30 protein-coding genes, 1 pseudogene and 1 riboswitch are annotated in these 26081 nt (G+C 60.3%); of the genes and pseudogenes, 17 read left to right on the top strand and 14 right to left on the bottom strand.

Features of this window, described 5'->3' with window-relative positions; genetic code table 11:
- Positions 1 to 107: 107 nt before the first annotated feature.
- Positions 108 to 334, top strand: a riboswitch (cobalamin riboswitch).
- 158 nt (positions 335 to 492) lie between these two features.
- From RBH10_RS18475 to RBH10_RS18465, 3 genes are read left to right on the top strand one after another with little or no spacing between them, the layout of a single operon-like run.
- Positions 493 to 675, top strand: a complete 183-nt coding sequence (locus RBH10_RS18475; protein ID WP_045018058.1) for a CbtB domain-containing protein — start codon at positions 493 to 495, stop codon at positions 673 to 675.
- 10 nt (positions 676 to 685) lie between these two features.
- Positions 686 to 1411 carry a CbtA family protein gene (locus tag RBH10_RS18470; protein WP_281036210.1) on the top strand — a complete coding sequence of 242 codons (726 nt, stop codon included), beginning with the start codon at positions 686 to 688 and terminating at the stop codon, positions 1409 to 1411.
- A gap of 4 nt (positions 1412 to 1415) precedes the next feature.
- A complete protein-coding gene (locus tag RBH10_RS18465) occupies positions 1416 to 1730 on the top strand; it encodes a hypothetical protein (RefSeq protein WP_281036211.1) in 315 nt (104 codons plus the stop codon).
- Between the two features lie 3 nt (positions 1731 to 1733).
- Here RBH10_RS18465 and RBH10_RS18460 read toward each other — a convergent pair whose 3' ends face one another.
- The 5 genes from RBH10_RS18460 to RBH10_RS18440 all read right to left on the bottom strand — a co-directional run bounded on the left by RBH10_RS18460 (position 1734) and on the right by RBH10_RS18440 (position 4901).
- Positions 1734 to 2300, bottom strand: a complete 567-nt coding sequence (locus tag RBH10_RS18460) for a type 1 glutamine amidotransferase family protein (RefSeq protein ID WP_281036212.1) — start codon at positions 2298 to 2300, stop codon at positions 1734 to 1736.
- A gap of 20 nt (positions 2301 to 2320) precedes the next feature.
- Positions 2321 to 2809, bottom strand: coding sequence for a GNAT family N-acetyltransferase (locus RBH10_RS18455; RefSeq protein WP_045018050.1), 489 nt, complete (start codon positions 2807 to 2809; stop codon positions 2321 to 2323).
- A gap of 196 nt (positions 2810 to 3005) precedes the next feature.
- Positions 3006 to 3953 (bottom strand): prolyl aminopeptidase, encoded by a 948-nt coding sequence (pip, locus tag RBH10_RS18450; RefSeq protein WP_281036213.1) that lies wholly within the window; start codon positions 3951 to 3953, stop codon positions 3006 to 3008.
- Between the two features lie 85 nt (positions 3954 to 4038).
- Entirely contained in the window at positions 4039 to 4452 is a 414-nt protein-coding gene (locus RBH10_RS18445; RefSeq protein ID WP_045018046.1) for a helix-turn-helix domain-containing protein, read from the bottom strand.
- A 95-nt stretch (positions 4453 to 4547) separates the two neighbouring features.
- Positions 4548 to 4901 (bottom strand): hypothetical protein, encoded by a 354-nt coding sequence (locus RBH10_RS18440; protein WP_281036214.1) that lies wholly within the window; start codon positions 4899 to 4901, stop codon positions 4548 to 4550.
- 129 nt (positions 4902 to 5030) lie between these two features.
- On the opposite strand from RBH10_RS18440, the gene dmeR reads away from it, so the two are divergent.
- Both dmeR and dmeF read left to right on the top strand, forming a co-directional pair.
- On the top strand, positions 5031 to 5303 hold the full coding sequence (dmeR, locus tag RBH10_RS18435) for a Ni(II)/Co(II)-sensing transcriptional repressor DmeR (RefSeq protein WP_003509296.1): 273 nt from the start codon (positions 5031 to 5033) through the stop codon (positions 5301 to 5303).
- A 21-nt stretch (positions 5304 to 5324) separates the two neighbouring features.
- A complete protein-coding gene (gene dmeF / locus RBH10_RS18430) occupies positions 5325 to 6347 on the top strand; it encodes a CDF family Co(II)/Ni(II) efflux transporter DmeF (protein ID WP_281036215.1) in 1023 nt (340 codons plus the stop codon).
- Positions 6348 to 6357: 10 nt separating this feature from the next.
- Here dmeF and RBH10_RS18425 read toward each other — a convergent pair whose 3' ends face one another.
- From RBH10_RS18425 to RBH10_RS18410, 4 genes are all read right to left on the bottom strand, one after another.
- Positions 6358 to 6645, bottom strand: a complete 288-nt coding sequence (locus RBH10_RS18425) for a hypothetical protein (RefSeq protein ID WP_281036216.1) — start codon at positions 6643 to 6645, stop codon at positions 6358 to 6360.
- A 325-nt stretch (positions 6646 to 6970) separates the two neighbouring features.
- Entirely contained in the window at positions 6971 to 8077 is a 1107-nt protein-coding gene (locus RBH10_RS18420; RefSeq protein WP_281036217.1) for a glycine betaine/L-proline ABC transporter ATP-binding protein, read from the bottom strand.
- Positions 8070 to 8978 (bottom strand): proline/glycine betaine ABC transporter permease, encoded by a 909-nt coding sequence (locus RBH10_RS18415; protein ID WP_281036218.1) that lies wholly within the window; start codon positions 8976 to 8978, stop codon positions 8070 to 8072. The genes RBH10_RS18420 and RBH10_RS18415 overlap by 8 nt, the downstream gene beginning before the upstream one ends.
- Before the next feature lie 263 nt (positions 8979 to 9241).
- Positions 9242 to 10252: an ABC transporter substrate-binding protein gene (locus tag RBH10_RS18410; protein WP_281036219.1), complete on the bottom strand. Its 1011-nt coding sequence runs from the start codon at positions 10250 to 10252 to the stop codon at positions 9242 to 9244.
- Between the two features lie 83 nt (positions 10253 to 10335).
- Between RBH10_RS18410 and RBH10_RS18405 the strand changes: the two genes are divergently transcribed.
- Entirely contained in the window at positions 10336 to 10467 is a 132-nt protein-coding gene (locus tag RBH10_RS18405) for a hypothetical protein (protein ID WP_306180753.1), read from the top strand.
- A gap of 280 nt (positions 10468 to 10747) precedes the next feature.
- On the opposite strand, the gene RBH10_RS18400 is transcribed toward RBH10_RS18405, so the two are convergent.
- Positions 10748 to 12847 (bottom strand): S9 family peptidase, encoded by a 2100-nt coding sequence (locus RBH10_RS18400; RefSeq protein WP_281036220.1) that lies wholly within the window; start codon positions 12845 to 12847, stop codon positions 10748 to 10750.
- 233 nt (positions 12848 to 13080) lie between these two features.
- On the opposite strand from RBH10_RS18400, the gene RBH10_RS18395 reads away from it, so the two are divergent.
- The 4 genes and pseudogenes from RBH10_RS18395 to RBH10_RS18380 all read left to right on the top strand — a co-directional run bounded on the left by RBH10_RS18395 (position 13081) and on the right by RBH10_RS18380 (position 16605).
- Complete coding sequence (locus tag RBH10_RS18395) at positions 13081 to 13482, top strand: DUF930 domain-containing protein (RefSeq protein ID WP_045018032.1); 402 nt, start codon at positions 13081 to 13083, stop codon at positions 13480 to 13482.
- Positions 13483 to 13587: 105 nt separating this feature from the next.
- Positions 13588 to 14495: pseudogene (locus RBH10_RS18390) on the top strand (dihydrodipicolinate synthase family protein).
- Positions 14496 to 14548: 53 nt separating this feature from the next.
- Complete coding sequence (locus RBH10_RS18385) at positions 14549 to 15274, top strand: polysaccharide deacetylase family protein (protein WP_281036222.1); 726 nt, start codon at positions 14549 to 14551, stop codon at positions 15272 to 15274.
- Between the two features lie 254 nt (positions 15275 to 15528).
- The gene (locus RBH10_RS18380; RefSeq protein ID WP_281036223.1) at positions 15529 to 16605 is read left to right on the top strand and encodes a bifunctional transcriptional activator/DNA repair enzyme AdaA; all 1077 of its coding nucleotides are present in this window, start codon (positions 15529 to 15531) and stop codon (positions 16603 to 16605) included.
- Between the two features lie 37 nt (positions 16606 to 16642).
- On the opposite strand, the gene RBH10_RS18375 is transcribed toward RBH10_RS18380, so the two are convergent.
- Both RBH10_RS18375 and RBH10_RS18370 read right to left on the bottom strand, forming a co-directional pair.
- Positions 16643 to 17839 (bottom strand): AI-2E family transporter, encoded by a 1197-nt coding sequence (locus RBH10_RS18375; protein WP_281036224.1) that lies wholly within the window; start codon positions 17837 to 17839, stop codon positions 16643 to 16645.
- An 85-nt stretch (positions 17840 to 17924) separates the two neighbouring features.
- Positions 17925 to 18785, bottom strand: coding sequence for a VOC family protein (locus RBH10_RS18370; protein WP_281036225.1), 861 nt, complete (start codon positions 18783 to 18785; stop codon positions 17925 to 17927).
- 280 nt (positions 18786 to 19065) lie between these two features.
- Here RBH10_RS18370 and RBH10_RS18365 point away from each other — a divergent pair, with 280 nt between their 5' ends.
- From RBH10_RS18365 to RBH10_RS18350, 4 genes are all read left to right on the top strand, one after another.
- Complete coding sequence (locus RBH10_RS18365; protein WP_281036226.1) at positions 19066 to 19476, top strand: universal stress protein; 411 nt, start codon at positions 19066 to 19068, stop codon at positions 19474 to 19476.
- A 58-nt stretch (positions 19477 to 19534) separates the two neighbouring features.
- A complete protein-coding gene (locus RBH10_RS18360) occupies positions 19535 to 19855 on the top strand; it encodes a TraR/DksA C4-type zinc finger protein (RefSeq protein WP_281036227.1) in 321 nt (106 codons plus the stop codon).
- Positions 19856 to 20171: 316 nt separating this feature from the next.
- Positions 20172 to 20840, top strand: coding sequence for a hemolysin III family protein (locus RBH10_RS18355; protein ID WP_281036228.1), 669 nt, complete (start codon positions 20172 to 20174; stop codon positions 20838 to 20840).
- A gap of 136 nt (positions 20841 to 20976) precedes the next feature.
- On the top strand, positions 20977 to 21492 hold the full coding sequence (locus RBH10_RS18350) for a GNAT family N-acetyltransferase (RefSeq protein WP_281036229.1): 516 nt from the start codon (positions 20977 to 20979) through the stop codon (positions 21490 to 21492).
- A 59-nt stretch (positions 21493 to 21551) separates the two neighbouring features.
- Here RBH10_RS18350 and RBH10_RS18345 read toward each other — a convergent pair whose 3' ends face one another.
- The gene (locus RBH10_RS18345) at positions 21552 to 22178 is read right to left on the bottom strand and encodes a LysE family translocator (protein ID WP_045018017.1); all 627 of its coding nucleotides are present in this window, start codon (positions 22176 to 22178) and stop codon (positions 21552 to 21554) included.
- Between the two features lie 116 nt (positions 22179 to 22294).
- Positions 22295 to 22702, bottom strand: a complete 408-nt coding sequence (gene msrB, locus RBH10_RS18340; protein WP_281036230.1) for a peptide-methionine (R)-S-oxide reductase MsrB — start codon at positions 22700 to 22702, stop codon at positions 22295 to 22297.
- Between the two features lie 207 nt (positions 22703 to 22909).
- Here msrB and RBH10_RS18335 point away from each other — a divergent pair, with 207 nt between their 5' ends.
- Genes RBH10_RS18335 through RBH10_RS18325 form a run of 3 tightly spaced genes read left to right on the top strand, consistent with a single transcriptional unit; the run spans position 22910 to position 26069 of the window.
- Positions 22910 to 25276, top strand: coding sequence for a putative monovalent cation/H+ antiporter subunit A (locus RBH10_RS18335; RefSeq protein WP_281036231.1), 2367 nt, complete (start codon positions 22910 to 22912; stop codon positions 25274 to 25276).
- The gene (locus tag RBH10_RS18330) at positions 25273 to 25692 is read left to right on the top strand and encodes a Na+/H+ antiporter subunit B (protein WP_045018011.1); all 420 of its coding nucleotides are present in this window, start codon (positions 25273 to 25275) and stop codon (positions 25690 to 25692) included. The genes RBH10_RS18335 and RBH10_RS18330 overlap by 4 nt, the downstream gene beginning before the upstream one ends.
- A complete protein-coding gene (locus tag RBH10_RS18325) occupies positions 25692 to 26069 on the top strand; it encodes a Na+/H+ antiporter subunit C (protein ID WP_003509263.1) in 378 nt (125 codons plus the stop codon). The genes RBH10_RS18330 and RBH10_RS18325 overlap by 1 nt, the downstream gene beginning before the upstream one ends.
- Positions 26070 to 26081: the final 12 nt, after the last annotated feature.

Below are 26081 nucleotides of genomic sequence, written 5' to 3'. Positions count from 1 at the left end.
ATACCTCTCCTCCGTCATCCTCGGGCTTGACCCGAGGATGACGCCGAGAGGGTAGCGTCGTGAGGTGTCGGACGCGCCGTCGCCATTGACTCCCGCACCCACCCGACGGATAACAATCCTGTGATGGTTCCTTCCGGGCGTTCCGGAAGGTGAAAAGGGAACACGATAGGGAGAAATCCTCATTCGTGGCTGCCCCCGCAACTGTGAGCGGAGAGCCTGAAGCGAAGTGCCACTGGTAAGCTGTCTCGCCGGATCTGGGCGAGGGCGATGCCGGGAAGGTGTTTCAGGTTTTGACCCGCAAGCCAGGAGACCTGCCATCACGGAAATGTCCATGCCGGCGGGGTGTCCGGAAGAGCGGAATTTCAGGGTGGCGACGCTGCTTCCCTGTGTCAGTCTCGTATCCCCGTGGTGAAGTGTATCGCATGCGGCTGTCCGGCTTTTGCCGTTCCGCCGCGTCTAAAGGCGCGGGGTCGCGCCGGGAGAGGGGTCACCATGTCCATCAACCAGAATACGGCAAATGCTGCCGTTTCAGCCAAAACGGGCAGCTTTGCACAATCGCTGACAGCGATCATGCTTGGCCTGTTCGTCGTCGGTTTTGTCGGCTTTTCGCATGTGGAAGCCGTTCACAATGCCGCGCATGACACACGTCATGCCAATGCTTTTCCCTGCCATTGAGGGGTGAGGCATGTCGTTTTTTCGTAATATCGTTTTTACCGCCGTTCTCGTCGGTATCGTCGGTGGCCTTGCCGTCTCGGCCATGCAGGCATTCGGCACCACACCGCTGATCCTCAAGGCGGAAACCTATGAAAATGCCGGCGGTGAAGCGCCTCACAGCCATGATGCTCCAGCCACGACCGGCGCGGATGCCGCTGCGGTTCCCGCCCATGAGCACAATGAGGAAGCCTGGGCTCCGGCCGATGGTTTTGAGCGCACCGCCTATACCTTGGCTGCCAATGTTCTGACCGCGATCGGTTACGCGCTGGTGCTGACTGGCCTCATCTCGCTGCGTGGCACCAATGCCGGCTGGCGCGAAGGTCTTCTGTGGGGCGTGGCCGGTTTTGCCGCCGTCATGCTCGCACCGATGATCGGCCTGCCACCGGAACTGCCGGGAAGCCCGGCCGCCGCCCTTGAGGCACGGCAAATCTGGTGGCTTTCGACGGTTGTCGCAACCGCGGGCGGCATTGCGCTCATCGCGTTTCGCCGCGAACCCTGGGCCATCGTACTGGCGCTGGTGTTGATTGTTGCCCCGCATGTCGTGGGTGCGCCCCTGCCGCCGGAAGGCGAACACGCGCTGGCACCGCTGCCGCTGGAGCGTCAGTTTATCGTTGCCGCCACCGTGACCAGCTTTGTTTTCTGGGCCTTGCTCGGAACATTGAGTGCGTTTTTCCTGAAGCGTTTCCAGTCGGCTTAAATCCATGCAGGACGCAGCCGAATGGAGTGACGAACTCGATGCGCTGCGTTTTGCCGTTCCCGGTCACGGCGCCTTCTGCGCCGTGCACCGCCTTGCCTTCAAGGCAGTTCTTGGCGCAAACCCCGACCGGGAAGCGGCGCTCGCCTATTTTCGAGATCACGAGGCCGCCTTTACGGCTGCGGCACTTGCGAAGATAAAACGCTCGGCCTTGCCCGCCGGTCGCAACCTGCATCTCAACAGCCGCGATATCCGCCGGGCAATTGCGGGTGAGGGCGGTGAGCCAGCGCCCCGTGTCTGTCGCGTACTTGACGGGCGGTGAGCCTTACCGGTGTTCCGCCGCGAAAATTCCAAGTTCAGCCTCGGCTTCCGGACCAAAGAGGCCGAGGCTTTTCAGAATTTCCGCTGCGAAACTGACCGGTGCACTGCCGGGTGCCGTGACGATGCCGCCATCGATCACCGCCTTCGGCTGGTCGCGATAAAGCGCTTCGCCACGATAGGCCGGATAGGCCTTGTGCGAGGTCAGCGAATTACCGGTATGGGCGACGTCATCAAGGACGCCCGTGCCCGCAAGCGCGCTTGCCGCCGCGCAGATGCCGGCAACCAGCCGGTCCTTCTCGCGAAACCGGTGCACCAGCCCGCCAAGATCGGCAGCCGTTCCCTTTTCCCAGCTGAGACCGCCGGGAATGACCAGCGCATCGATGTTGTCAGGATCAAGCGCGTCATAGCTTGTGTCGGGAGTAACGTTGAGCCCGCCCATCGAAATCACGGGGCGTCCGTCCGGGGTGGCATAAACGATATCGACGCCGAGATAGCTGCGCGCGGTGGCGGCAAGCAGCGCCGGTTCCCAGTCCGCAAAATCCTGCGCGAGCGCGATGGCAATCCGTGTCATATCTGTCTCCGTCGGTTTAATCAGGCGATCGACTGCATGTAACGCATGCCGGTGACCGGGCGGGGTGCGAAATCCATGCTTTCGTAGAAACGATGTGCCGCGACATTACCGGTCGTGGCGCTGACGGAAAGATAGTCACAACCGAGACGCTTGGCTATATCGCGGGCGCGGGAAACGAGGTGCTGGCCAGTGCCATGGCCGCGATGGCCATCACGCACGAAAAGATGGTGCAGCTCAAGCCCGCGGCGGCCTTCCTGCGCCCTGTAGAGCGGCAGCATCAGGGCGTAGCCGATCAGTTCGCCATCGGCTTCCGCCACGAGACCATGTACCCAGGGAAGGGGGCCGAACAGGTCGCGTTCCAGCTTCGCCGGCGTAATCGCCGCCGCATCGCCATGATAGGTGGCAAGCAGCGTGATCATCTCGTTGAGCTCAGGCAAATCTGTCTTGCGTGCGCCACGAATGATGACGACGGGCGGTCTTTCCAGTGTAAGGGAGCTATCTTCGGTCATTTTTCTGGTCCTTCGGTTTTATCGGTGCCGTCAGGACGCTTGAAAAACAACAAAGCCGCCTGACGGCGGCTTGTTGACAAAATGATCTGTCGAGCCGCCCTTTACAGGTAGGCCCAAAAGTACGAGCAGGAGATGGGTGCGCGTTCGTTGATCATGCGGATGTGATGCGCTCGAGATCCGAAATCTGTCAAGCGGGTCAATTCGCAAATCGCGCGATTGCCGAAACGATAGCCTCCTCCATCCCCGCATCCCCCGTGGAATGTCCGGCTCCGTCGATCATGATCAACTCGCTTCCCGGCCATGCGGCGGCAAGCTCGTAAGCGGTAACCGGCGGTCCCTGCAGGTCACGCATGCCCTGAATGAGTATGCCGGGAATGCCCGCCAGCCCGCTGGCGTTGCGGATAAGCACCCCATCGTCCAGCCATGCCGCATGGTAAAAATAGTGCGCGCAAAGACGCGCCCGCGTGAGCCTGTAGTCCTCATCGCGCCATTTTTCGGGAAAGGCTGACGTGCTCTCTGCGGTAATCGAACCGGCTTCCCACAGATGCCATTCATAGGCCGCCTTTGCGCGGACTGCGGGATCGGCATCGTTCAGAAGTTGGTAATAGGCACTGACCGGGTCTTCCTTCGGCATGTGGTCCGGGATCGCCGCAATGAAACGCTGCCACTGCTGCGGCAGGAACATAGCCATCCCCTTGTATAGCCAGTCGATCTCCTTCTGCCGCGTCGTCGTAACACCCGCCAGCACCATGGCACGCACCCGCTGGGGATGGCGCTGGGCATAGGTAAGAGCAAGCGTTGAACCCCAGGAGGTGCCAAAAACCAGCCAGTCGTCTACTGCCAGCGCGACCCGAATGGCCTCGATGTCGTCGATCAAATGATGCGTGGTGTTGTATTCAAGGCTGACGGCGGCATTCGGCGTGCTTTGCCCACATCCGCGCTGGTCGAACTGGATGATGCGGTAAAGCTCGGGGTCGAAATGACGTCGCGCCGTTGCCGATAGTCCGGAGCCCGGGCCGCCGTGAAGCAGGATCGCCGGCTGTCCCTCCGGGTTGCCCGCTATCGTCACGTGCAGCCTGTGGCCATCAGAAACATCAATGAAAATAGCGTCGAAGGGGACGGTTTCGGCAAGGTTTTCGGGCATCCGGCATGTCTTTTTGAGGCAGGTGGGACGCGCATATATCGTTCGGGTGACAGTTGAATGTCACCGTCTCAATCTTGCGGACGCCTCAATGCTCGCCTTCGCACATGCCGTGGTTGGAAAGCGCGCGGATGACGTAACAATCCTCGATCGAATGGCCATCGCAATGGGCGACGATGCGTTCCAACTCGTATTCCAGCTTCTTCAGCTTGGCGATTTTTTCGCGCACGTCGGCCAGATGTTCGGCGGCAATGCGGTCGGCACCCTCGCACGGCATCTGCCGGTGCTGGCTGAGCGCGATGAGTTCGCGGATCGCATCGATGTTGAGGCCAAGATCGCGCGCATGGCGGATGAAGGCCAGCCGTTCGAGATCGGATTTTTCGTAACGGCGCTGGTTGCCGTCCGAACGGTCCGCCTCGCGGATGAGACCCATCTGCTCGTAATAGCGGATCGTCGGCACCTTGACGCCGGTACGCTTGGACAGTTCACCGATGGACAGCATGGCTTTCTCCATATCTCCAGAGCAGCCGAGACAACAACGGACCCGATGCTCTAGTCTCTAGAGATATAGCTTTTCAGTCCGCCGTTCAATGGCTGTCACGCGGCTTCATCCACGCCAAGCGCCTGAGCCAATGCTTTCAGAACTTGGGACTCGATGCCGGAGGCGGCTTCAGGCTGTGCGGATGCGGCCATATCCAGGGCAGGTTCGGCTTTGGCGGAGGCGCCGCTATCGAGGTTCCAGAGTGCGGCGGCAAGGCCGGCGGAGGCGCTGGCGGCAGCCGGTGCGGCGGCCATGGCAACGCTCTCGGCGCTCGAAATGGCGCGATGTGCGGTGCGGGTCAGTTCCAGCAGGGCCTCGGTGGTGGCGTTGGTTTCCTTGGCTTTTGTCGGTTCAAGGCTCCGGACCGGAGTGGCGTAAAGGCTGCTGGTGGTTGCTGCGATAGTCGTCATGACTGATTCCCCCTTAGTTCTGATGGGGTATTTCTAGGGTCCGAAACATTCGCGAAGATTGCGTTCTTCAGGGCTTGAACGGAAAATCGTCGCAATATACTATACCCCCCTATAGTATATGAGGTACTCATGTCCCATACGATCCGCAACAAGGAAAAGCTTCTGGCCCGCATCCGTCGCCTGAAAGGGCAGATGGAGGCGGTTGAACGGGCGCTTGATGATGCCAAGCCCTGCGGCGAGGTGCTGCAATTGCTGGCTTCGGTGCGCGGCGCGCTTTCCGGCCTGACGGGCGAGGTGATGCAGGAGCATCTGCACGAGCATGTCGTGCACGCCGAAAACGAAGACGAGCGGGCGCGGGCAGCGGAAGAGCTGGCTCAGGTGCTGAAGACTTACATCCGCTAAAATTAAACAGGATTGAGCGACATGACGACGACATCCGAATTCTCGGCCACAGCCGGCCACGACCATGTTTTCCTCGGCCAGAACCATAAACGCAACGAAAGGCGCGTCTGGATGGTGATTGCGCTGACCACCGTCATGATGGTGGCGGAGATCGTCGCCGGCAACTGGTATGGCTCCATGGCGCTGACGGCGGATGGTTGGCATATGTCCACCCATGCGGGCGCAATGCTCATCTCGGCGCTGGCTTACCTTTATGCCCGGCGCGAGGCGCGCAATCCGCGCTTCACCTTCGGCACCGGCAAGTTCGGCGATCTCGCCGGCTTTGCAAGCGCCATCGTGCTGGCGGTGGTGGCGCTGCTCATCGCCTCCGAAAGCGCCATGCGTCTAATCAATCCGGTCGAGATCGATTTCAATCAGGCGATTTTCGTCGCCGTCATCGGTCTCGCGGTCAATCTCGCCAGCGCCGTGCTGCTGAAGGACGACCACCATCATGGACATGACCATGGCGGCTCGCATGCCCATCACGGCCAAGGCAGCCACGCCCATCACGATCACGGCTCCCATGCCGGTCATCATGGTGCTCACGCGCATCACGTTGACCACGATGCAAAGGGCGGCAGGGACAATAATCTGCGTGCGGCCTATCTGCATGTGCTGGCGGATGCGCTGACCTCGGTGCTGGCCATCGTCGCTCTGCTGCTCGGCAAGTGGAACGGCTGGTCTTTCCTTGATCCGGCAATGGGTATCGTTGGCGGTCTGGTCATCGCCCACTGGTCATGGGGGCTGATCCGCCTGACGGCGGCAACCCTGCTTGATGCGGTGCCGCAGGCGGAGGACTTGCCGCAGGAAATCCGTCAAAGCGTGGAAACGGAAGAGGATCGCATCACCGACCTGCACGTCTGGCAGGTGGGGCCGGGGCATCATGCCGCCATCGTCGCCATCCATTCGCAGGTGCCGAAGGCACCGGCCTTCTACAAGCAGAAGCTTGCCGCCATACATGAACTCTCGCATGTGACGGTGGAGGTCAGCCCGGCAAGGGCCTGATGGGGTAAGTTTATTCGTATTCGGAATAGGCGCTGCGCACCCATTCGGCCTGTGCTTCCGCCTTGTCTTCGGCAGAGGCTGCCGCCGGCGTATCCTGATAGGCCGGCGCGCTGCCATTGCCCACCGCCCACAGCACATTGGCCAGCGAATGGGAGAGAATGGTGCTGGAAACGGTCGGGTTGCCGGGGCCGCGTTTCACGGCCTGCTCCTCGGGCGCGCTTTGCGCGCTGCCGGGTTTTTCGATGTCGCGGACACGAGCCTGATAGTTGTATCCGCCAATATTGCTTTCGATCTGCATGCTGGTGATTCCGCGTTCAAAAGTTAACAAATGGTTAACGGCGGCGGCTTGCCTGAAACTTGCGCTTGCTGCATTGCAACGACGTTCCCGGCTTGACAGGCGACAAAGGGGTGCTTCGTTTTTTAGGTGGGGTGCAGATATGCGGGGGGAGACTTGTGCGACGGAGACGGGGGAAGGGTCCTTGGCGTGCCCCCACACTCGACGTCATCCTCGCCCTTGAGGCGAGGATCCATTTTACGACAATAAGCTCCCGGCCATGGATCCTCGCCTCAAGGGCGAGGATGACGGAGGAGAGGTTTGCGATCTGACGAACCCAGAAACCGGGTTAAGCCGTCTCCTTCTCCACCTGGGCAACCGGTTCCCGTATTTCCCCCGGCTCCTCCACAGCTTCCACCTCGGCGTCGGGTTGCGGCGCTGCGGGCGTCACCATCGCCGCCACCAGCGTGTCGAGGCCGATGCTGCCGACCGGCTTGCCGTCCTCGTCCACCACATGGGCGTTGGTTTCGTTGGCCTCCGACATGTCGCGGGCAATGGTTTCCAGCGTCGCGTTTTCCGGCACGGACACGCCCTCGGGCTTCGCCGTCAGTGGCTCCATGACGGTGGTGGCCTGCAGCACGCGGCCGCGATTGACGTCGCGCACGAAGTCGGTGACGTAACCATCCGCAGGGGACAGGATGATGCTCTGGCCATCGCCCTGCTGCACCACTTCGCCGTCTTTCAATATGGCGATATGGTCGCCGAGGCGCAGGGCCTCGTCCAGATCGTGGGTGATGAACACCACGGTCTTTTTCAGCTCCTGCTGAAGGTCGAGCAGCATCGTCTGCATATCGACACGGATCAGCGGATCGAGCGCCGAATAGGCCTCGTCCATCAGCAGAATATCGGCGTCATTGGCAAGTGCCCGCGCAAGGCCGACACGCTGCTGCATGCCACCGGAAAGCTGGTTCGGATAATAATCCGCATACCCGTCCAGACCGACGCGATTCAGCCAGTAACGACCTTTCTCCTCGCTCTGTTTGCGCGGCATGCCCTGAATATCGAGGCCGTAGACGCTGTTTTCGAGAACGGTGCGATGCGGCAGAAGGCCGAATTTCTGGAATACCATCGCGGTCTTGTGGCGGCGAAACTGTCGCAGCGCCGAAGCGCTCATGCCGCAGATATCCTCGCCGTCATAAAGCACTTCGCCAGCGGTCGGGTCGATCAGCCGGTTGATATGGCGGATCAGCGTTGATTTGCCGGAGCCGGAAAGCCCCATGACCACGGTGATCTTGCCGCCCGGCATGGTGATGTTGATATCGTTGAGGCCAAGCACATGGTTATGTTTGTCGTTCAGTTCGACCTTGTCCATGCCTGATCGTACCGCTTCGAGGTACTTCTCGGGATGCTTGCCGAAGATCTTGTAAAGATTCCTGATTTCGATGCTTTTAGCCATGGGAAACCTCGCGGTACTTCTGCAGACGCTTGCCGAAAGCCTGGCTCGCCCGATCGAACATGATGGCGATGGCGACCAGAGCGAAACCGTTCAGGAAGCCCACCGTGAAAAACTGATTGTTGATGGCCTGCAGCACGTTCTTGCCGAGCCCGCCGACACCGACCATGGAAGCGACAACGACCATGGCGAGCGCCATCATGATGGTCTGGTTGATGCCGGTCATAATGGTCGGCAGCGCCAGCGGCAGCTGCACGTTGAACAGCTTCTGGCCATTGGAGGAGCCGAAGGCATCGGCCGCCTCAAGCACTTCCCGGTCCACCAGCCGGATGCCGAGGCTGGTGAGGCGGATGACCGGCGGAATGGCATAGATCACCACCGCGATCAGGCCCGGCACCTTGCCGATGCCGAAAATCACCACCACGGGGATGAGATAAACGAAACTCGGCAGGGTCTGCATCACGTCGAGCACGGGGTTGATGATGCGCTGCAGGCGTTCCGAGCGTCCCATCAAAATGCCGAGCGGCAGGCCGATGACGATGGCGATCAGCGTGGCGATGGCGACGATGGAAAGCGTCGTCATGGCATCGCGCCACAGGCCGACGGCGCCGATCAGGAAGAGAGATATGGCAGTGCCACCGGTGATCTTGAAGCTGCGCCCGGCCAGATGAACGATGGCCAGAATGACCAGCATGGTGATGATCCACGGGGTCTGGATAAACAGCCGTTCCGAGGCATTGAGGAATAGCTGCAGCGGATGCACGACGACGTCGATCGCATCGCCATAATTGCGCACGATGTCGCGAAAACCGTCATCGATGGTCTTGCGTGCCACACGCATCGTGGAGTTGTCGATGGCCGGGAACTTGCAGAGCAGGTCCGGCAGGTAGTTGCAGAGGGCCATTATTGTTGTTTTCCCTTTGGGTTAGATGGGATGAGAGGGACGGTGGAGCCGCTGGAGTGCGCGGCCACCCCCTCTGTCCTGCCGGACATCTCCCCCTCAAGGGGGGAGATCGACAAGCGGCGAGGCTTCACCCATCACATACGTTGCGGATTGAGCGAGGGGGAGGCCTCCTGCCGATCTCCCCCCTTGAGGGGGAGATGCCCGGCAGGGCAGAGGGGGTAAGCCACGGACACAAACCCAAGCTTTTCCCTCCTGCGGATGCGTTACATCGAAGCCTTGATCTTCTCCGCCACCTCGCCCGGAACCCACTTCGTCCAGATATCCTCGTGGTTCTCGAGGAAATACTGGGCGCCGTCCTCGTTGGTGCCCTGGTTCTCATCCATCCAGGCGAGGATTTCGGCGACGGTTTTGTTGTCCCAGTTGCGGGCCTTGATGTAGTCCATCGTCACACCGGCTTTGTCCGCGAAACCCTTGGTGATGACGGTGTAGACGTCGGCTACCGGATAGGCGTTTACCTTGGGATCGGCGCAATCGACCTTCGCCGTGCAATCGTCGAAATGGGCGCGGTCGAGTTCGACGCCGTCGTCCAGCTTCACCATCTCGTATTTGCCGAGAATGGCGGTGGGCGACCAGTAATAACCGAGCCAGCCTTGCTTCTTTTCGAAGGCGTTGGCGATGGAGCCATCAAGACCGGCGGCCGAGCCGGTGTCGACCAGCGTGAAGCCCTTGCTGTCGCCTTCGCGCGCCTTGTAGAGATTGGCGGTCGTCACCTGGCAGTTCCAGCCGGACGGGCAATTGTGCACGGCGCCCTTGCTGGCGTCTTCCGGGGCGGGGAAGAGTTCGGGATGCTTCAGCGCGTCTTCGACGGTCTTGATGTCGGGGTGTGCGTCGGCGATGAATTTCGGGATCCACCAGCCTTCGATGCCGCCTTCACTCAGGATTTTCGACGCCTCGATCATGCGGCCGTCCTTGACGGCGGCGCTGAGCGGTTCGCGCACGGCATTCAGCCACAATTCGGACGCCATGTCCGGCTGGCCCTTTTCATTCATGGAAGCGAAGGTCGGCATGGTATCGCCGCTGATGACGTTGACCGTGCAATCATAGCCGTTTTCCATGATGAACTTGTCGACATAGGCCGCCACACCGGCGGATGCCCAGTTCATTTCGGCGATGGTGACGCTGCCGCATGTTTCAGCGGCGTTGGTGGAATTTACTGCACCGGCAGCGATGATAAAGCCCGTTACGAGAATGGTCGAGGCCAGGAGTTTCTTCATAGGAGACCTCCAAGTCTGATGCAGTGTTTTCAGTTGGCAAAGCGGGAGCACTGCAAAGCCCGAATTGCCAAGGGCGAACTGACATGGCGCGTGGAAAAGCCGAAAAATTCCGGCGAAAAGAATATCCGCAAGACGTGCTGCAGGATTACCGCAAGAGGGGCGGCGAAAAGGCGCGTAAATATGTCAACGACCGGCATAATACGGCCAAAAAGTGATATTGCAATGCGAAATGGCGCATCGCAGCCATGCGTTCAATTTTCGGAACATTTTCTCATGTCGAATAATACATGAGTGTTATTCGGAATTATGTTAGATATATTAAGAGTTGCAGTAACTTGAAATAAAAATTCATTGGTTGTGTAAGTGGTGTTTGCAGAAGAGACGCAAGCGAGATTTTGTGGAAAAAATATTCGTAATGAAGATTTTTACGGGTATTTTCGTCCATATTGAGGCCGGGCGGCGACGGAATCGCCGCCCGTTTCCGTAATCAGGCCGTCACACGGCGTCCTTGCCCGCCACCTTCAGCGCGAAGGCATATTCGAAGGCGACTTCCTCCAGCCGCTGGAAACGGCCCGACTTGCCGCCATGGCCGGCCGCCATGTTGGTTTTCAGCAGGATGGGGGCGGTGCCCGTGGTCTTTTCGCGCAGTTTCGCCACCCATTTGGTCGGTTCCCAATAGGTCACGCGCGGATCGGTGAGACCGGAAAGCGCAAGCAGCGGCGGGTAGGGTTTTTCGCCGACATTGTCATAGGGGCTGTAGGCGGCGATCCAGCCGTATTCCTCTTCCGATTCCAGCGGATTGCCCCATTCCGGCCATTCCGGCGGTGTCAGCGGCAGCGTGTCATCAAGCATGGTCGTCAGCACGTCCACGAAGGGAACGGCAGCGATGATGCCGGCGAACTTCTCCGGCGCCATGTTGACGACAGCGCCCATCAGCATGCCGCCGGCCGAACCGCCCTCGGCGATGATACGGTCATAGGAGGTGAAGCCTTCCTGAACCAGATGATCGGCAGCGGCGATGAAGTCCTTGAAAGTGTTCTGCTTGCCTTCCATCTTGCCGTTTTCGTACCACTCGAAACCCTTGTCCTTGCCGCCGCGGATGTGGGCGATGGCATAGATGAAGCCACGGTCGGCCAGCGACAGCGTGGTGGTGGAGAAGGAGGCGGGAATGGTGATGCCGTAAGCGCCGTAGCCGTAAAGCAGGCAAGGTGCGGAACCGTCCAGCGCCACGTCCTTGCGATAGAGCAGGGAGACCGGCACCAGTTCGCCGTCATGCGCAGGCGCCATGATGCGGCGGGTGATGTAATCATCAGGATTGTGGCCGGAAGGCACTTCCTGGGTTTTCAGCAGCGTGCGGTCGCGCGTCACCATATTGTAGTCGAACAGCTGGCTCGGCGTCGTCATCGACGAGTAAGAAAAGCGGATGACGTCGGTGTCGTATTCCGCAGCACCGTGCAGACCGAGTGAATAGGCCTCTTCGGCAAAGGCGATGGAATGTTCCTCGCCGGTGCGGCGGTCGCGAATGACTATGCGCGGCAGGCCGTCGCGGCGCTCCAGCCAGATCAGGTGGCGGGCATAGGCATCGACGGAGAGAATGAGACGGCCCGGCTCATGCGGGACGATCTCTTTCCAGTTTTCCTTGCCCGGTGCGGTGACCGGGGTTTCCATGATTCGGAAATCCTTGGCGTCGCCGTCATTGGTGAGGATGTAGAAGACATCGCCGCCTTCGCACATCGAATATTCTATGCCCTCTTCGCGCTCCGCCACCACGACAGGCTCTGCTGTCAGGTCCTTGGTGGAAAGAATGCGGTATTCGCTGGTTTCGTGGTCGTGAATATCGATGAAGATGAAATCATCGAGAACAGACGCGCCGACGCCCATGAAGAAGCCAGGGTCCTTTTCCTCATAGACCAGCCGGTCGGCCGATTGTGGCTCGCCGATGATATGGTGAAAGACTTTCGAGGGACGGTGGTTTTCGTCCTGCAGCGTGTAGAAGAAGCTCTTGCCATCAGGCGCCCATGCACCGCCACCGCCGGTGTTTTCCACGACATCGGCAAGGTCTTCGTCGGTTTCGAGGTTGCGGATGCGCAGCGTGAAATATTCCGAGCCCTTGTCGTCGTAACCCCAGATGCCGTGGCTGTGATCGGAAGACTGGTCGAGACCGGCAAGACGGAAATAATCCTTGCCTTCCGCTTCCTTGTCGCCGTTCAACAGCACATGTTTTTCGCCGCCATCACGCGGGGTGCGGAAATAATGCGGCTGCTCGCCGCCGGTCACGAACAGCGTGCCATAGGCATAGGGACCGTCATTGACCGGAACGGAGGAATCATCCTGCTTGATGCGGCCCTTCATCTCCTCGAACAGCTTTTCCTGAAGCGCTTTGGTGTCACCCATGGCGGCTTCCATATAGGCGTTCTCGGCCTCTAGGTGGGCGCGGATGGCCGGGTCGAGCAGGGTGGGGTCCTTGAACATGGCCTGCCAGTTATCGGCCCGGAACCATGCGTAGTCGTCGGTGCGGGTTATGCCGTGATGCGTATCCTGAACGGGCCGTTTTTCGGCGGTCGGAGCAATGGGCAGGTTCTTGAAAATCGGCAAGGGAAACTCGCTTTCCTATAAAAATCCGTGGGCGTACCAAGGTGCGGCACCAAGATGTAGAGTGCCCCCCTCGGCCGATCAAGTTTCAAATCTCCACAGGTGAAATGAGGCTTGGGCACAATTTCGTCAGCTTTCGATCACATTTTGGCAATATCCGGCAAATCAGCGATGATGCGCGCCGGCCATCGGCCTGCCGCCCATCGACAAGAACAAACGAAAACTGACAGGATTCCATGCGAAAGCTTCTTCCCGCTGCCCTTTCTGCCTTTTTCCTTGCCTTGCAGGCCTTCACGCCTGCTTTCGCAATAGACGCCAACGTCATGCGGGAGCTGAACGTGCTTGCCCCCGAGGAGCGCCTGGAGCAGCGTTGCGATATCGAGGCGATGGAGAGAATAGCGACGGAGCAGAAGGGGATGCGGCCGGACAAGGTCATCGCCTATACATTCGGCGATCCAGAAGTTGGCAAGAATTCCATCAAGGCGTCGGGTGCGGTCTTCAGAAGCTCGGGCGAATGGTTCAAGCTGAAATACAAGTGTCAGCTCAAGAGCGACAGCCTCAGCATCCAGTCCTTCGAATATCACGTCGGCGACAGGATTCCTGAAGAGCAGTGGAAGAAGTTGTATCTTTATGACTGATCGCGGAATTCTTCGGCTTCGCGACAAGGTTTAACCTGCACTTTTCTTGCCGCCATGCCGACGGCTCTGTAACCCTGTCCTTCGATCGAAATGAGGGACATGGGCATGGCGAAGCGATTCAAGGGACTTTCGGCTTTTCCGATCACGCCGGCCGACGAGGCCGGGCAGGTGGATAGCCAAGCCTTTTCTGCTCTCGTCGAGCGGCTGGATGCGGCGGAGGTCGATTCCATCGGCATTCTCGGCAGCACCGGCACCTATATGTATCTGTCGCGCGCGGAGAGACGCCGGGCGATCGAGGCGGCCGCGGCTGTCCTCAAGGGCAGGCGCACGCTGATGGCAGGCGTCGGCGCGCTGCGCACCGATGAGGCCGTGGCGCTGGCAAAGGACGCGCAAGCCGCCGGTGCGGATGCGCTACTGCTGGCACCCGTTTCCTACACGCCGTTGACGCAGGAAGAGGCCTATCACCATTTCGCTGCCGTTGCGGGCGCAACGGGCCTGCCGCTTGCCATCTACAACAACCCGACGACGACGCGGTTTTCCTTCAGCGACGAGCTTCTGGTGCGTCTTGCCTATATCCCCAATATCCGCGCCATCAAGATGCCGCTGCCGGCCGATCGGACTATGCGGGCGAGCTTGCGCGGCTGCGGCCGAAACTGCCGGACGATTTCGCCATCGGTTACAGCGGAGACTGGGGATGCGCCGAGGCGACGCTTGCCGGAGGTGATGCCTGGTACAGCGTCGTTGCGGGCCTGCTGCCGGTCCCGGCTTTGCGGCTGATGCGGGCCGCGCAAGCTGGTGACGCAGACGAGACGCGCAGGCTCGACACGGCCTTCCAGCCGCTCTGGACGCTGTTCAAGGAATTCGGCAGCATCCGCGTGGTTTATGCCGCGGCCAACGCATTGTCGGTAACGGCCTGCGAACCGCCCCGGCCGATCCTGTCACTCACCAGCGCGGAACGCCAGCGGGTGGAAGAGGTGCTGAGTGCTTTGTCGACGCTGGAAGCCGCGCCATAATTCGGGCGTTTTGCAGGCAGATTGCCACATCCTCACATTCCGGAAATTGAAAAATGCTGCGTAGCCTGTCCTTTGCCGCTCTCTTCCTGTCGCTTGCGACCTCCGCTTTCGCGGGGACGGGCCTTGTCGAGCCGACGCTGAAAATGACGCCGAAGCATGACGGCAAGGTGCGGGTGGCGATGACGCTGGATGCCTGCATGGGCAAGACAGACCACCGCATTCTCGATACGCTGGTGAAGGAAAAGATCCCGGCAACGATCTTCGTGACAGCCCGCTGGCTGAAGCACAACAGCGAGGCGCTTTCCGTGCTGATGGCGCATCCGGATCTGTTCGAGATCGAAAATCACGGCGAAAACCACGTGCCGGCGGTGGACAAGCCCGTCTCCATTTATGGCATCGCCGCTGCCGGTTCCGAGGCTGCTGTCGAGCAGGAGGTCGAGGGCGGCAGGCAGGCAATTGTCGCGGCCACCGGCCTTCAGCCACAATGGTTTCGCGGTGCGACGGCAAAATATACCGCCTCGTCCATGGCCACCATCAACAGGCTCGGCATGCGGGTGGCGGGTTATTCCGTCAATGGCGACGGCGGTTCGCTTCTGGGCGCTGCCACCACGGCAAAACACATTGCCTCTGCCAAGGACGGCGACGTCATCATTTCCCACATCAACCAGCCCACCCATGAAGCGGGCGAGGGCGTGGTCAAGGGTCTTCTGGCGCTCAAAGCCCGCGGCGTGGTGTTCACAAGGCTGGACGACCCATCGTTTTTGCCGCCGGGGAATTGAGCTGGGCTTATAGAAACGCCCTCGTTCCGTCACCCCGGACTTGATCCGGGGTCCAGCGCGATCAAGTCTTTGATCGCGTAAGACACTTCCACGGCACAGACGCGCCGTGGCTGGATGCCGGATCAAGTCCGGCATGACGGAGGAAAGGTCATCGGCCTGATTACACATTCCAGTGACAGGCACGAGATGCATTGCCCCACATCCATGCCCGTTTTTCGGCGGCGCGCTGCTAAAATTTGCGCTAGCATCCTCCCATGCTGTTCAAACGCCCCGACACCGAAACCCTATATTCCGCCCTTGTGAACAAGGACCCCGCCTATGAGGGCGTGGCCTATGTGTGCGTGATCTCGACGAAGATTTTCTGTCGTTTCACCTGCACGGCGCGAAAGCCGAAGATTGAAAACTGCCGGTTTCGCGAAACCATCGCCGAATGTCTGGAAGCGGGTTTTCGCCCCTGCAAGCGCTGCAAGCCGATGCTTGCCTATGGCACGGCCGACGAGACTGTGACCGCGCTGTTGACGGCGCTGGAAAACGAACCGGCGCGGCGCTGGCGCGAGGAGGACGTGGTGGCGATGGGGCATGATCCCTCCACCGTGCGCCGCACCTTCAAGCGCCGTTTCGGCATGAGTTTTCTGGAAATCGCAAGATTGCGACGTCTCGGCGATGCGGCGACAAGCCTTGCCTCGGGCGAAGCGGTGATCGGCGCGCAGATCGACGCCGGTTATGAATCGGGCAGCGGTTTCCGCTCGGCGATCAACCAGTTCTTCGGCACATCACCCGCCGCCATGAAGGGCAAGGGGTTCCTGAAGGGCGACTGGATCGACACCCCGATCGGCCCGATGCTGGCCGTTGCCGACGACCATGCCCTGCACCTTCTCGAGTTCGCCGATAGGCCGGCGCTTCCGGCCGAGCTGAAACGGCTGAAGACGCGCACCGGTGCGGATATGGTGCTCGGGCGGACGCCCGTGATCGACCAGATCGCGGCGGAACTTGCGGTCTATTTCGCCGGTCGCTCGGCGGCCTTCGAAACCCGGCTCGCAGGCCATGGCACACCGTTTGAGCGTGACGTCTGGCGTGCGTTGCGGGAGATCCCGGCGGGAGATATCGTCAGCTATTCTTCGCTTGCAACCACGATGGACAGGCCGACCGCCGTGCGCGCCGTTGCCCGTGCCAATGGCGCCAACCAGATCGCCATCGTCGTGCCCTGCCACCGGGTGCTGGGGGCGGATGGCAGCCTGACCGGTTATGGGGGCGGGCTGTGGCGCAAGAAGTGGCTGATCGAGCATGAGCGCCGCATGGCGCACAAGGCCGCCTTGTCGCTGGCGTCCTGAGCGGCCTTAGAGCGTTTTCGCTTTTGGTAGAAATACTTCAATCCGGCAGGTTGGGAACGACCCGGCGCGATGGAAACAGTTCGCGCGTCAACGTCATGGCGATCAGCGACAGCGGCAGCGCCAGCATGGCGCCCGCAGCACCCCACATCCACGTCCAGAAGATGATCATCACGAAGACGAGGAACGGGTTGATCTCCATGTTGCGGCCAATCACCGCCGGAAAGGCCAGGTTTTCCATCAGCAGGTGAATGGTGAAGAAGATCGCCGCCGGCAACAGCGCCAGAATGATGTTGTCGTGGGTGATGATGCCCGCCACCGTCAGCGATATCGTCATCAGGGTGATGCCGAGGAACGGCACGAAGCTGGAGAGGAAGGCGAACAGCCCCCACAAAAGCGGCATTGCCAGCCCGCCCAAATAGGCGATGACCACCATCGTCACGCCGAGGCCGGCATAGATCAGCGCCGCCGTCGCAAAATAGGTGCCGAGCACTTCTTCCACCGCACCGATGATGCGGATGGCTCGTAGCCTTTGATGCCGGGCCGGAAAGGCCATGATGATCGCCTTGCGCAACCGCAGGCGGCTGTAGAGGAACATCAGCAGCGCGGCGAGGAAAATCATGCCCTGAATGACGGCGGGGGTGACGTTGGAGCCGAGCACGGAAATGATCTCGCCGCTGCGCGAAATCAGCGATTCCATCGACATCGACCCCATGCTGAAGGTTGCTGCCGAGATGTTCAGCCATCGGATGCTTTGCAGATAGGGGAGGAAGCGGTCCATACTGCGTTCGATCAGCGCCGGGCCTTCCGAGGCGAGCTGCGATAGCGGGTCGATCAGCGAATTGACCACGAAAAACATCACCGCCGCCACGAGGGTGGAGAGGATGAGCGCAACGCCGAAGCCGGGAATGCCGTAGGAACCGAGTTTTTCCGCAGCGATGCCGAGGATCATGCCCACCACGATCGCCATCACCACCGGAATGAGGATGAGCGACAATTCGTGGATGACCGCCATCGAGACGATGAGGAAGATGCCGATAACTGACCATGCGACGACCACATCCAGAGCTTCGCGGCCGAGCGGTTGCTGGCTGCGCGCATCGTCGCGGCGCGAACCGTGCGCGTGAGCTTCCAGCGGATCGGCTCGCGTTACCGCGACAGTCCCGCTACCGGCGCCAATTTTTGTGTCATTGCTGGCCAAAGCGCCGGTTTTGTCCGGTCTGGCATTTTCATTCATCGAACGTTCCCCCAATAAGATGAGAAACGTTCGAAAAATGTGGCGGTTCCGGGGCAGCAGCAAATTTCTGCCGCCCCGTTTTTCGTTAAGCAGAAAGCCTGAGACTGATACCCCACGGGTCTTTCAGGACGATGCCGTCGCTTTGCCGCTCGGTTTGGATCTCCAGCCGGTCGAGTGCGGCAATTGCATTGTCGAGAGCCGCAGGTTCGTTGAATCTCAACGAGTAACCGGAAAGGCCGGTCATAGTGTCCTTGCGGGCAGTGGCGCCACGGCTGTTCCAGATATTGGCCGCGACATGGTGGTGATAGGCCCCGGAGCCGAAGAAGCTGGCCCCCGGATAACGCGCCATGATTTTCAGCCCCAGCACGTCCTGATAAAACTCATCCGCCTGCGGAATATTGCCGACCTGCAGATGGATATGGCCGATCGCCGTTCCCTCTGCCGCACCGTTGAAGGCCGTCTTCGGTGCGTCGTCGTAAAGCGCCTGAAGATCGAGGCGGAGCGTGGCCATCTCCACCGTGCCATCCTGCTGGTATGTCCATTCGGACGGCGACCGGTCGCGATAGACCTCGATGCCGTTGCCTTCGGGGTCGGCGAGATAGATCGCCTCGCTGACCAGATGGTCGGACGCGCCCTGAAGCTGGATATTGTTGTGGGCGGCATGCGCCAGCCAATGCGCCAGATCATCGCGGCCCGGCATCAGGAAGGCGGTGTGGAACAGGCCTGCGGCATTGCGCGGCGCGCGTTCTGCCGCATCTGAGGTGGAAAGCGTCAGCAGCGGCTGGCCGTTGACGCCGAGAACCTCGCCGCTCGGGCTTTTCTCGATGACGGAAAGACCGATGATTTTCTGGTAGAAATCCGAAACGCGCGGCAGATCGTGAACGACGAGATGAGCCTGGCCGACATAAGCCGGGCGCGTCAGGGCGAATTGTTTGATTTCACTCATCATAATCTCCATATTGAATCCGACGCACCGAGGCGTGGATCGCCGGTCGCCGACATCGGCCGACGCCGCTTCGCGGCGTTCGTTTGAGGTGAATATGGGCGGATTTCGTCGTTCAGCAAAGACCACCGTCTGGCGATTGACCGTCCACTATTCGTTGACAATGCCCGATTCCGGCGCTCGTCCCGGCTTTGACTTCGATCAAGGCGAAGGGCGTGCCGACGGGGAAATATGAGCTTGAGCCCGACACGCGAAACGGCAGATTACGCCAAAGGAGACAACCATGTACAAAAAGATCATCGTACCGGTAGACCTCAGCGCCATCGACAAGGGAGAAAAGATCCTCGCCAAGGCCAAGGCGCTGCTGGATGTGGACGGCGAGATCGTCCTCATCAACGTGGTCGAGGAACTGCCCGGCTATATGGCGATCGATCTGCCTGTCGACCTCATCGAAAATGCCATCAAGGACGCCAAGACGAAACTTTCCGACATTCAGGCAAAGGCCGGCTTCAAGGGCCAGCACGAGATCAGAAGCGGCGCGCCCGCGCGTGAAATCATTGCCGCTGCCGAAGAGCACAAGGCTGATCTCATCATCATCGCATCGCATCTGCCTGATTTTACCAACTATTTCATCGGCGCCACCGCCGACCGCGTGGTGCGCCACGCCAAGTGCTCGGTGCTGATCGACCGGTAAAGCGTGAAGTCGCAGGGTTGCGGGCGATCTCCGCCCGCACCAGCTGGAGGAGAAGACCATGAATGTCGAAAGTTACGAGAAAATCCTGCGTGACCGCCAGCGCGAGCTTGATAGCCGCCTGCACCGGATCGAGGCCGATTTCGAGGAGCCGCGCAACCCGGATGACAATGACCGCGCCGTCGAGCGCAACAATGACGAAGTGCTGGACGAACTGGGGCAGGTGGGCCAGGACGAGCTGCGCGCCATCGACGCAGCGCTCGACCGCATCGCAAACGGCACCTTCGGCATCTGCGTCAAATGCGGCAAGCGGATTTCGGACGAACGCCTGAAAGCCGTGCCCTATACGCCGTTCTGCCAGGAGTGTGCTGCGGCGCTGTGAGGGGCGGCGTTGCCCCTCGTTTCTTCTCCCCGAGGGGGAGAAGGTGGCCCGAAGGGCCGGATGAGGGGGCAAGCTCTCCGAATATCTCGACCGTCGCCCCCTCATCCCGCTGCCGCGGACTTCTCCCCGGCGGGGAGAAGAAACAAGCGGCACTCACTCGCTCCATGGTGATGGGCTCTGGCTCGAGGGCGACCCCACCACCTCTCATTTCACAACAGCCTCGAACGCAATTTGATTGCCGTTAACCTGCCGCTGTCTTGTTCCTGTCTAATATTGCCGTCATGCTTGGTCATAAGCAGGCAAACGGGTATGGACTATGAGTAACGTGTGGCGGTTTGGGCGCCAGTATGATTTTCACGAGATCGTCGCCGATGGCATCGTGCACGGCGTCGGCATTGTGTTCGCGCTGGTTGGCGCGACGGCGCTGATTTTTTACGCGACCGTCTGGGGCAGCATCAGCGCCATTGCGGCCGCCTGGATTTATGGTCTCGGTCTGGTTGCCTGTCTTTCCGTATCCTTCACCTACAATATCTGGCCGCACTCCAACGTAAAATGGTTCCTGCGCCGGCTGGATCATTCGGCGATCTTCATCCTGATTGCCGCCACCTACACGCCCTTTCTGATGCGCGGCATTCATGATCCGCTGATCGCCACCATGCTGGGGCTGATCTGGCTTGCAGCCATCTGCGGCATATTGCTGAAATGCCTGTTTCCCGGCCGTTATGACCGCGTCGCCATCGGCCTTTATCTCGCCATGGGCTGGAGCGGCATCATGGTGGTGCAGCCGCTCTCGTCGCATCTCGCTCCTGTTACGATCTGGCTGATCATTGCCGGCGGCGTCATCTATTCGCTCGGCGTGGTCTTCCATGTCTGGGAAAAGCTGCGCTTCCAGAACGCCATCTGGCACGGTTTCGTTGTTGCCGCCGCCGTTGTCCATTATTTTGCAGTGGTCACCTCCTTCAGCCTCGCTCCCCTGACTTCCTGAAGAGTGACGTCCTGAAGAGTGGCCTCCTGATATTGCGGGCACTGGACAGCCATCCACGCCATCGCCTAATGCTCGCCTGAAGATCGCGCCCGGAGAATGACGGGCGCGGTGCAGGCAAGAACGAGGGCGAAGGACAATGACCGTGGAACTGCGCGACGCGACCGTGGATGATCTCTCCGGCATCATGGAGATTTACAACGACGCGGTCCTGAACACGACGGCGATCTGGAACGAGGTGCTGGTCGATCTGGATAACCGCAAGGAATGGTTCGCCGCCCGCACGTCACGCGGCTTCCCGGTCCTCGTCGCGATCCTCGACGGCAAGGTTGCCGGTTATGCCTCCTATGGCGACTGGCGCGCCTTCGACGGTTATCGCCATACCCGCGAACATTCGGTCTATGTGCATAAGGACGCGCGCGGCCACGGCATCGGCAAGCGGTTGATGCAGGCGCTGATCGACCATGCCTCAGGCAACGACGTGCATGTGCTGATCGCCGCAATCGAGTCGGAAAACGTCGCCTCCATCCGCCTGCACGAAAGCCTCGGTTTCACGGTTGCAGGCCGGTTTTCGGAAGTCGGCATCAAGTTCGGCCGCTGGCTGGACCTGACCTGCATGGAGCTGAAATTAAGCATTTCCAGTAAAAGTGCGTAGCGGTTTTACGTCCGGAAAATGCGTAAAATCAAAGACCTAATACGCTAGCGGGTTTTCTTTCAGGCGGGACGCCGCGCGAAGGCGAGCATGACGCCGAAGGCCATCATCATTGAGCCACTGATCCGGTTGACGCGCTTCAGGGCGCGCGCATTGCGCATGAGACCGGACAGCCGCGAGCCGACAAAGGCGTAAACGGTGATCGCCACCACTTCGAGCAGCAGGAAAATTCCGCCGAGCGTGGCGAAACTCTGCCAATAGGCGTCCTGCTGGATGAATTGCGGGAAAAAGGCCGTGAAGATCAGGATAGCCTTGGGATTGCCGGAGGCGACGAAAAACTCCTGCCGCAGATAGGTTTTGAGGACATTGCCGTTGCCCGAGGATACATCGGGAGCGGTCACGTCAGCCTTTGAGCGGATGAGCTTGAAGCCGATCCACAGCAGGTAAAGCACGCCGATCCATTTGATCAGCGAAAACATCATCTCGGAGGCCATCAAAAGCGCGCCGAGCCCGAGTGCTGCAATCGCGATCATGCCCGCAAAAGCGACCAGCCTGCCGCTTGCCGCCATCACCGCCGTCGCCATGCCGTAGCGCGCACCGACCGTCATCGACAAAAGATTGTTCGGCCCGAACGCCATGTTCAGGGCAAAGCAGGCGGGAATGAAGATGAGGATGGTTTCGAGCGCCATGGTGGTGATCCGGAAGGAGTGAGATGGCGATGATCTCACTCTCCGGCCCGGCTGTCGAGATAGCCGTTTCAGCGATGAAGGCCGGCGAGGATAACCGGCCTTTCACCTGTCTTTTATCAAACCGGCTCGAACACCATCGAATGGCCGTTGATGCAGTAACGCAGGCCGGTGGGCGGCGGGCCGTCGGGGAAGACGTGGCCGAGATGACCGCCACAATTGGTGCAGCGGATTTCGGTGCGCACCATGCCCAGCGTCGCATCGCGATGTTCGGTCACGGCACCCGGTTTCACTGGCTCGAAATAGCTCGGCCAACCGCAGCCCGCATCGAACTTGGTGTCGGAGAGGAACAGCGGCTCGTCGCAGGCGGCGCAGCGGTAGAGGCCTTTCTGGAATGTGTCCCAATAGGGACCGGTAAAGGCGCGCTCGGTGCCGTGTTCGCGGAGAATGCGATATTGCTCCGGCGTCAGCTGCTCGCGCCAGTCGGCATCGCTCTTATTCACTTTCGGGGATGTCAGATCGCTCATGGAATGATCCTTTCTGTTCCTGCCAGAAATAGTCATCGTCGCTACCGATTGGAAGAGGGCAGCTGTCATAACGAGTACGTTACGGGCAGGGGAGGGAGTCGATTTGGGTTGAGATGGCGGTGTCTATGCCTTAACTGAAAACTCGATTTGAAAAAAAGAACGCCAGTCATTGGCGCGCAGGGGTGGGGGACACCCCGGGAGATGTGAATGACATCAGATGTCACGCAGCTGACATTCCTGTCGCTGTTCTTGCCGTTTCTGGCAGCGCTTGCCGCACCGGTGCTGGTGAAGAAGTTCGGTCACAATGCCGCGTGGATCCTCGCGATCGCGCCGGCGCTGGCCTTTGTCCATTTCGCGCTGATGCTGCCGCAGGTGGCGGCAGGCGGCGTGGTGACAGGCGGTTACGTCTGGGTTCCGAGTTTCAACCTCAGCTTCTCCTGGTTCATCGACGGCCTGTCGCTGACCTTCGCGCTTCTCATCACCGGCATCGGCCTGCTGATCGTGCTTTACGCCGGCGGGTACATGAAGGGGCACCCGCAGCAGGGTCGCTTCCTGTCCTTCCTGCTGCTGTTCATGGGCGCGATGCTGGGCGTTGTCGTTTCCGACAGCCTGTTGATGCTGTTTGTTTATTGGGAACTGACCTCGATAACCTCCTTCCTGCTGATCGGCTTCGACCATGCGCGCCCGGCCGCACGCCGTGCCGCCTTGCAGGCGCTGGTGGTAACGGGCGGCGGCGGTCTGCTGCTGCTCGCCGGGCTGATCTTCATCTGGGACATGAGCGGCATGACGCAATTGTCGATGCTGGTGCGTGGCGGCGATATATTGCGCGACAGCCCGTTTTATCTGGCCGCGCTGCTTCTGGTTCTCGGCGGTGCCTTCACCAAATCGGCGCAGTTTCCCTTCCATTTCTGGCTGCCCAACGCCATGGAAGCGCCGACACCGGTTTCGGCCTATCTGCATTCGGCAACCATGGTGAAGGCCGGCGTCTATCTTCTGATGCGCCTCAATCCCGTTCTCGGCGATACCGCCGCCTGGCAGATATTGCTGCCGTTCTTCGGCGGACTGACCATGCTGACAGGCGCGCTGCTTGCCGTGCGCCAGACCGATCTGAAGCTGATGCTCGCTTATACCACCGTATCGTCGCTCGGCCTGCTGGTCATGCTCACCGGCTTCGGTTCGGACCACGCCATCGAGGCGGCGGTGATTTATCTGGTGGCGCATTCGCTGTTCAAGGGCGCGCTGTTTATGGTCGCCGGCATCATCGACCACGAGACCGGCACCCGCGACGTGACGAAGCTCGGCGGCTTGCGAAAAGCCATGCCGATAACCTTCGCAGCAGCACTTGCGGCAGCGATTTCCATGGCCGGCCTGCCGCCCTTCTTCGGCTTTCTCGCCAAGGAGGAGATTTATTATGCGCTGGCGCATGGCAATCCGCGCGCCGTGCTGTTCACCGGCATCGCCATTCTCGGCAACGGGCTGATGTTCGCCGTCGCCTTTGCCGTGGGGCTGAAACCCTTCCTCGGCAAGCCGGTGAAAACGCCGAGACATGCACATGAGGGACCGGTGCTGCTCTGGCTCGGCCCGGCGCTTCTGGCGGTGAAGGGGCTGACCATCGCGCTTTTTTCCGGCATCGCGCATTTCTACATCTCGACACCCATGGCAAGCGCGATTGCGGGCAAGTCGCGGCCGGTGGAAATCTCGCTCATTCCCCATATAGGCGTGCCGCTCGGCCTGTCGCTGCTGACGATCGCGCTCGGCATCGCCCTCTATACGCAGCTTTCCGCCGTCCGTGGCCTGATGGTGCGCACCTTCAAGGCGATGGGGCCGGGGCCGGACAGGGGCTTTGATGTTTTCATCACAGCACTCGTCAAAGTCTCGTTCCATGTGACCCGGCTCATCCAGCCCGGCAGGCTGGAATTTTACGTCACCGCCACTTTCGCCATCGTTGCCGTCGTGCTGCTTGCGCCGCTGTTTCTCTATGGCGAACTTCCGTCCATGCCGGCCTGGCCGCGCGACATGAAGATCCATGAGCTGACCTTCATCGCCATTGCGGTTGCGGGCCTTGTAGCGGTGCTGACGGCTTCGAGTCGGCTTACCGCCATCATCGCGCTCGGCATTCAGGGTTTTGCCGTGGCGGTCATCTTCCTGCTGTTCGGTGCGCCCGATCTTTCCTTCACGCAGTTCATGGTCGAAACGCTGTCGGTGGTCATCCTGACGCTGGTGATGACGCGGCTTCGCCTGTCGCCGTCAGACCATCGCGGCCTTGGCCAGACGTTGCTGGACAGCACCATCGCCCTTGCCTGCGGAACCGGCTTTGCCCTGTTCCTGATGCGGGCGACGGAGGCGAGTTTCGACAATCGCCTCACAGATTTCTACAACACCTATTCCAAGGTCATCGCCCACGGCGCCAATGTGGTGAATGTCATTATCGTCGATTTCCGCGGCACGGATACGCTGGGCGAGATCGCGGTGGTGATGATAACAGGCCTTGCCATCCTCGCGCTCATCCGCATCCGCCCGGCGGTCGTCAAGGGACCGGCGAAGATCGCCAAGAAAAAGGGAGCGCGGGCATGAACACGCTGATTCTCCGCACCGTTGCCCCTGTCGTCACCAGCCTTATGGTGCTGTTTTCCATCTTCGTGCTGCTGCGTGGCCATAACGAGCCGGGTGGCGGTTTCATCGGCGGGTTGATCGCGGTCTCGGCGCTGGCGATCTACGGCATCGCTTATGGCGTGGCGGCGGTTCGGCGCGCCATCGTGTTTCATCCGCTGTCCATCGCCGGTGCGGGGTTGCTTATGGCGATGCTGTCCGGCCTCGTATCGATTGCCGCGGGCGTGCCCTTCATGACCGGACTTTGGGTCTATCCGAGCCTTCTGGGCGTCGAAGTGCCGCTCTCCACCGTCATGTCCTTCGATATCGGCGTTTATCTCGTCGTGGTCGGCGCCATCACCTCCATTGCGCTTGCGCTGGAAGAAAGGGAAAGCGACTGATGGAAGCGGTTTTCTCCATTCTCGTCGGCATCTTCTTCTCGGTGGCGATCTATCTCATGCTGTCGCGCCACAGCATCCGCATGCTGCTCGGCATCGCCATCCTCGGCAATGCGGTCAATCTCCTGCTGTTCACGGCGGGCAGGCTGACGCGCGAGGTGCCGCCGATAATTCCGCCCGGCATGGATACACTGCCCGCAGGTGCGGCCAATCCGCTGCCGCAGGCGCTGATCCTGACGGCAATCGTCATTTCCTTTTCCTTCTTCTGTTTCCTTCTGGTGCTGACCTGGCGCGCGTTCCAGGAACTGCAGACCGATGACACGGACGAAATGCGCACCGCAGAACCGGCAGGCGAGCCTTTGCCGCCGCTCGGTTATTGAGCGGGCGAGGCG

This window comes from Rhizobium sp. AN73 (assembly GCF_030757975.1).
In the GTDB taxonomy this organism is placed as follows: domain Bacteria; phylum Pseudomonadota; class Alphaproteobacteria; order Rhizobiales; family Rhizobiaceae; genus Agrobacterium; species Agrobacterium arsenijevicii.
Note: the sequence above shows the minus strand (reverse complement) of the source record. Positions and strands in the feature narration are given on the sequence as shown.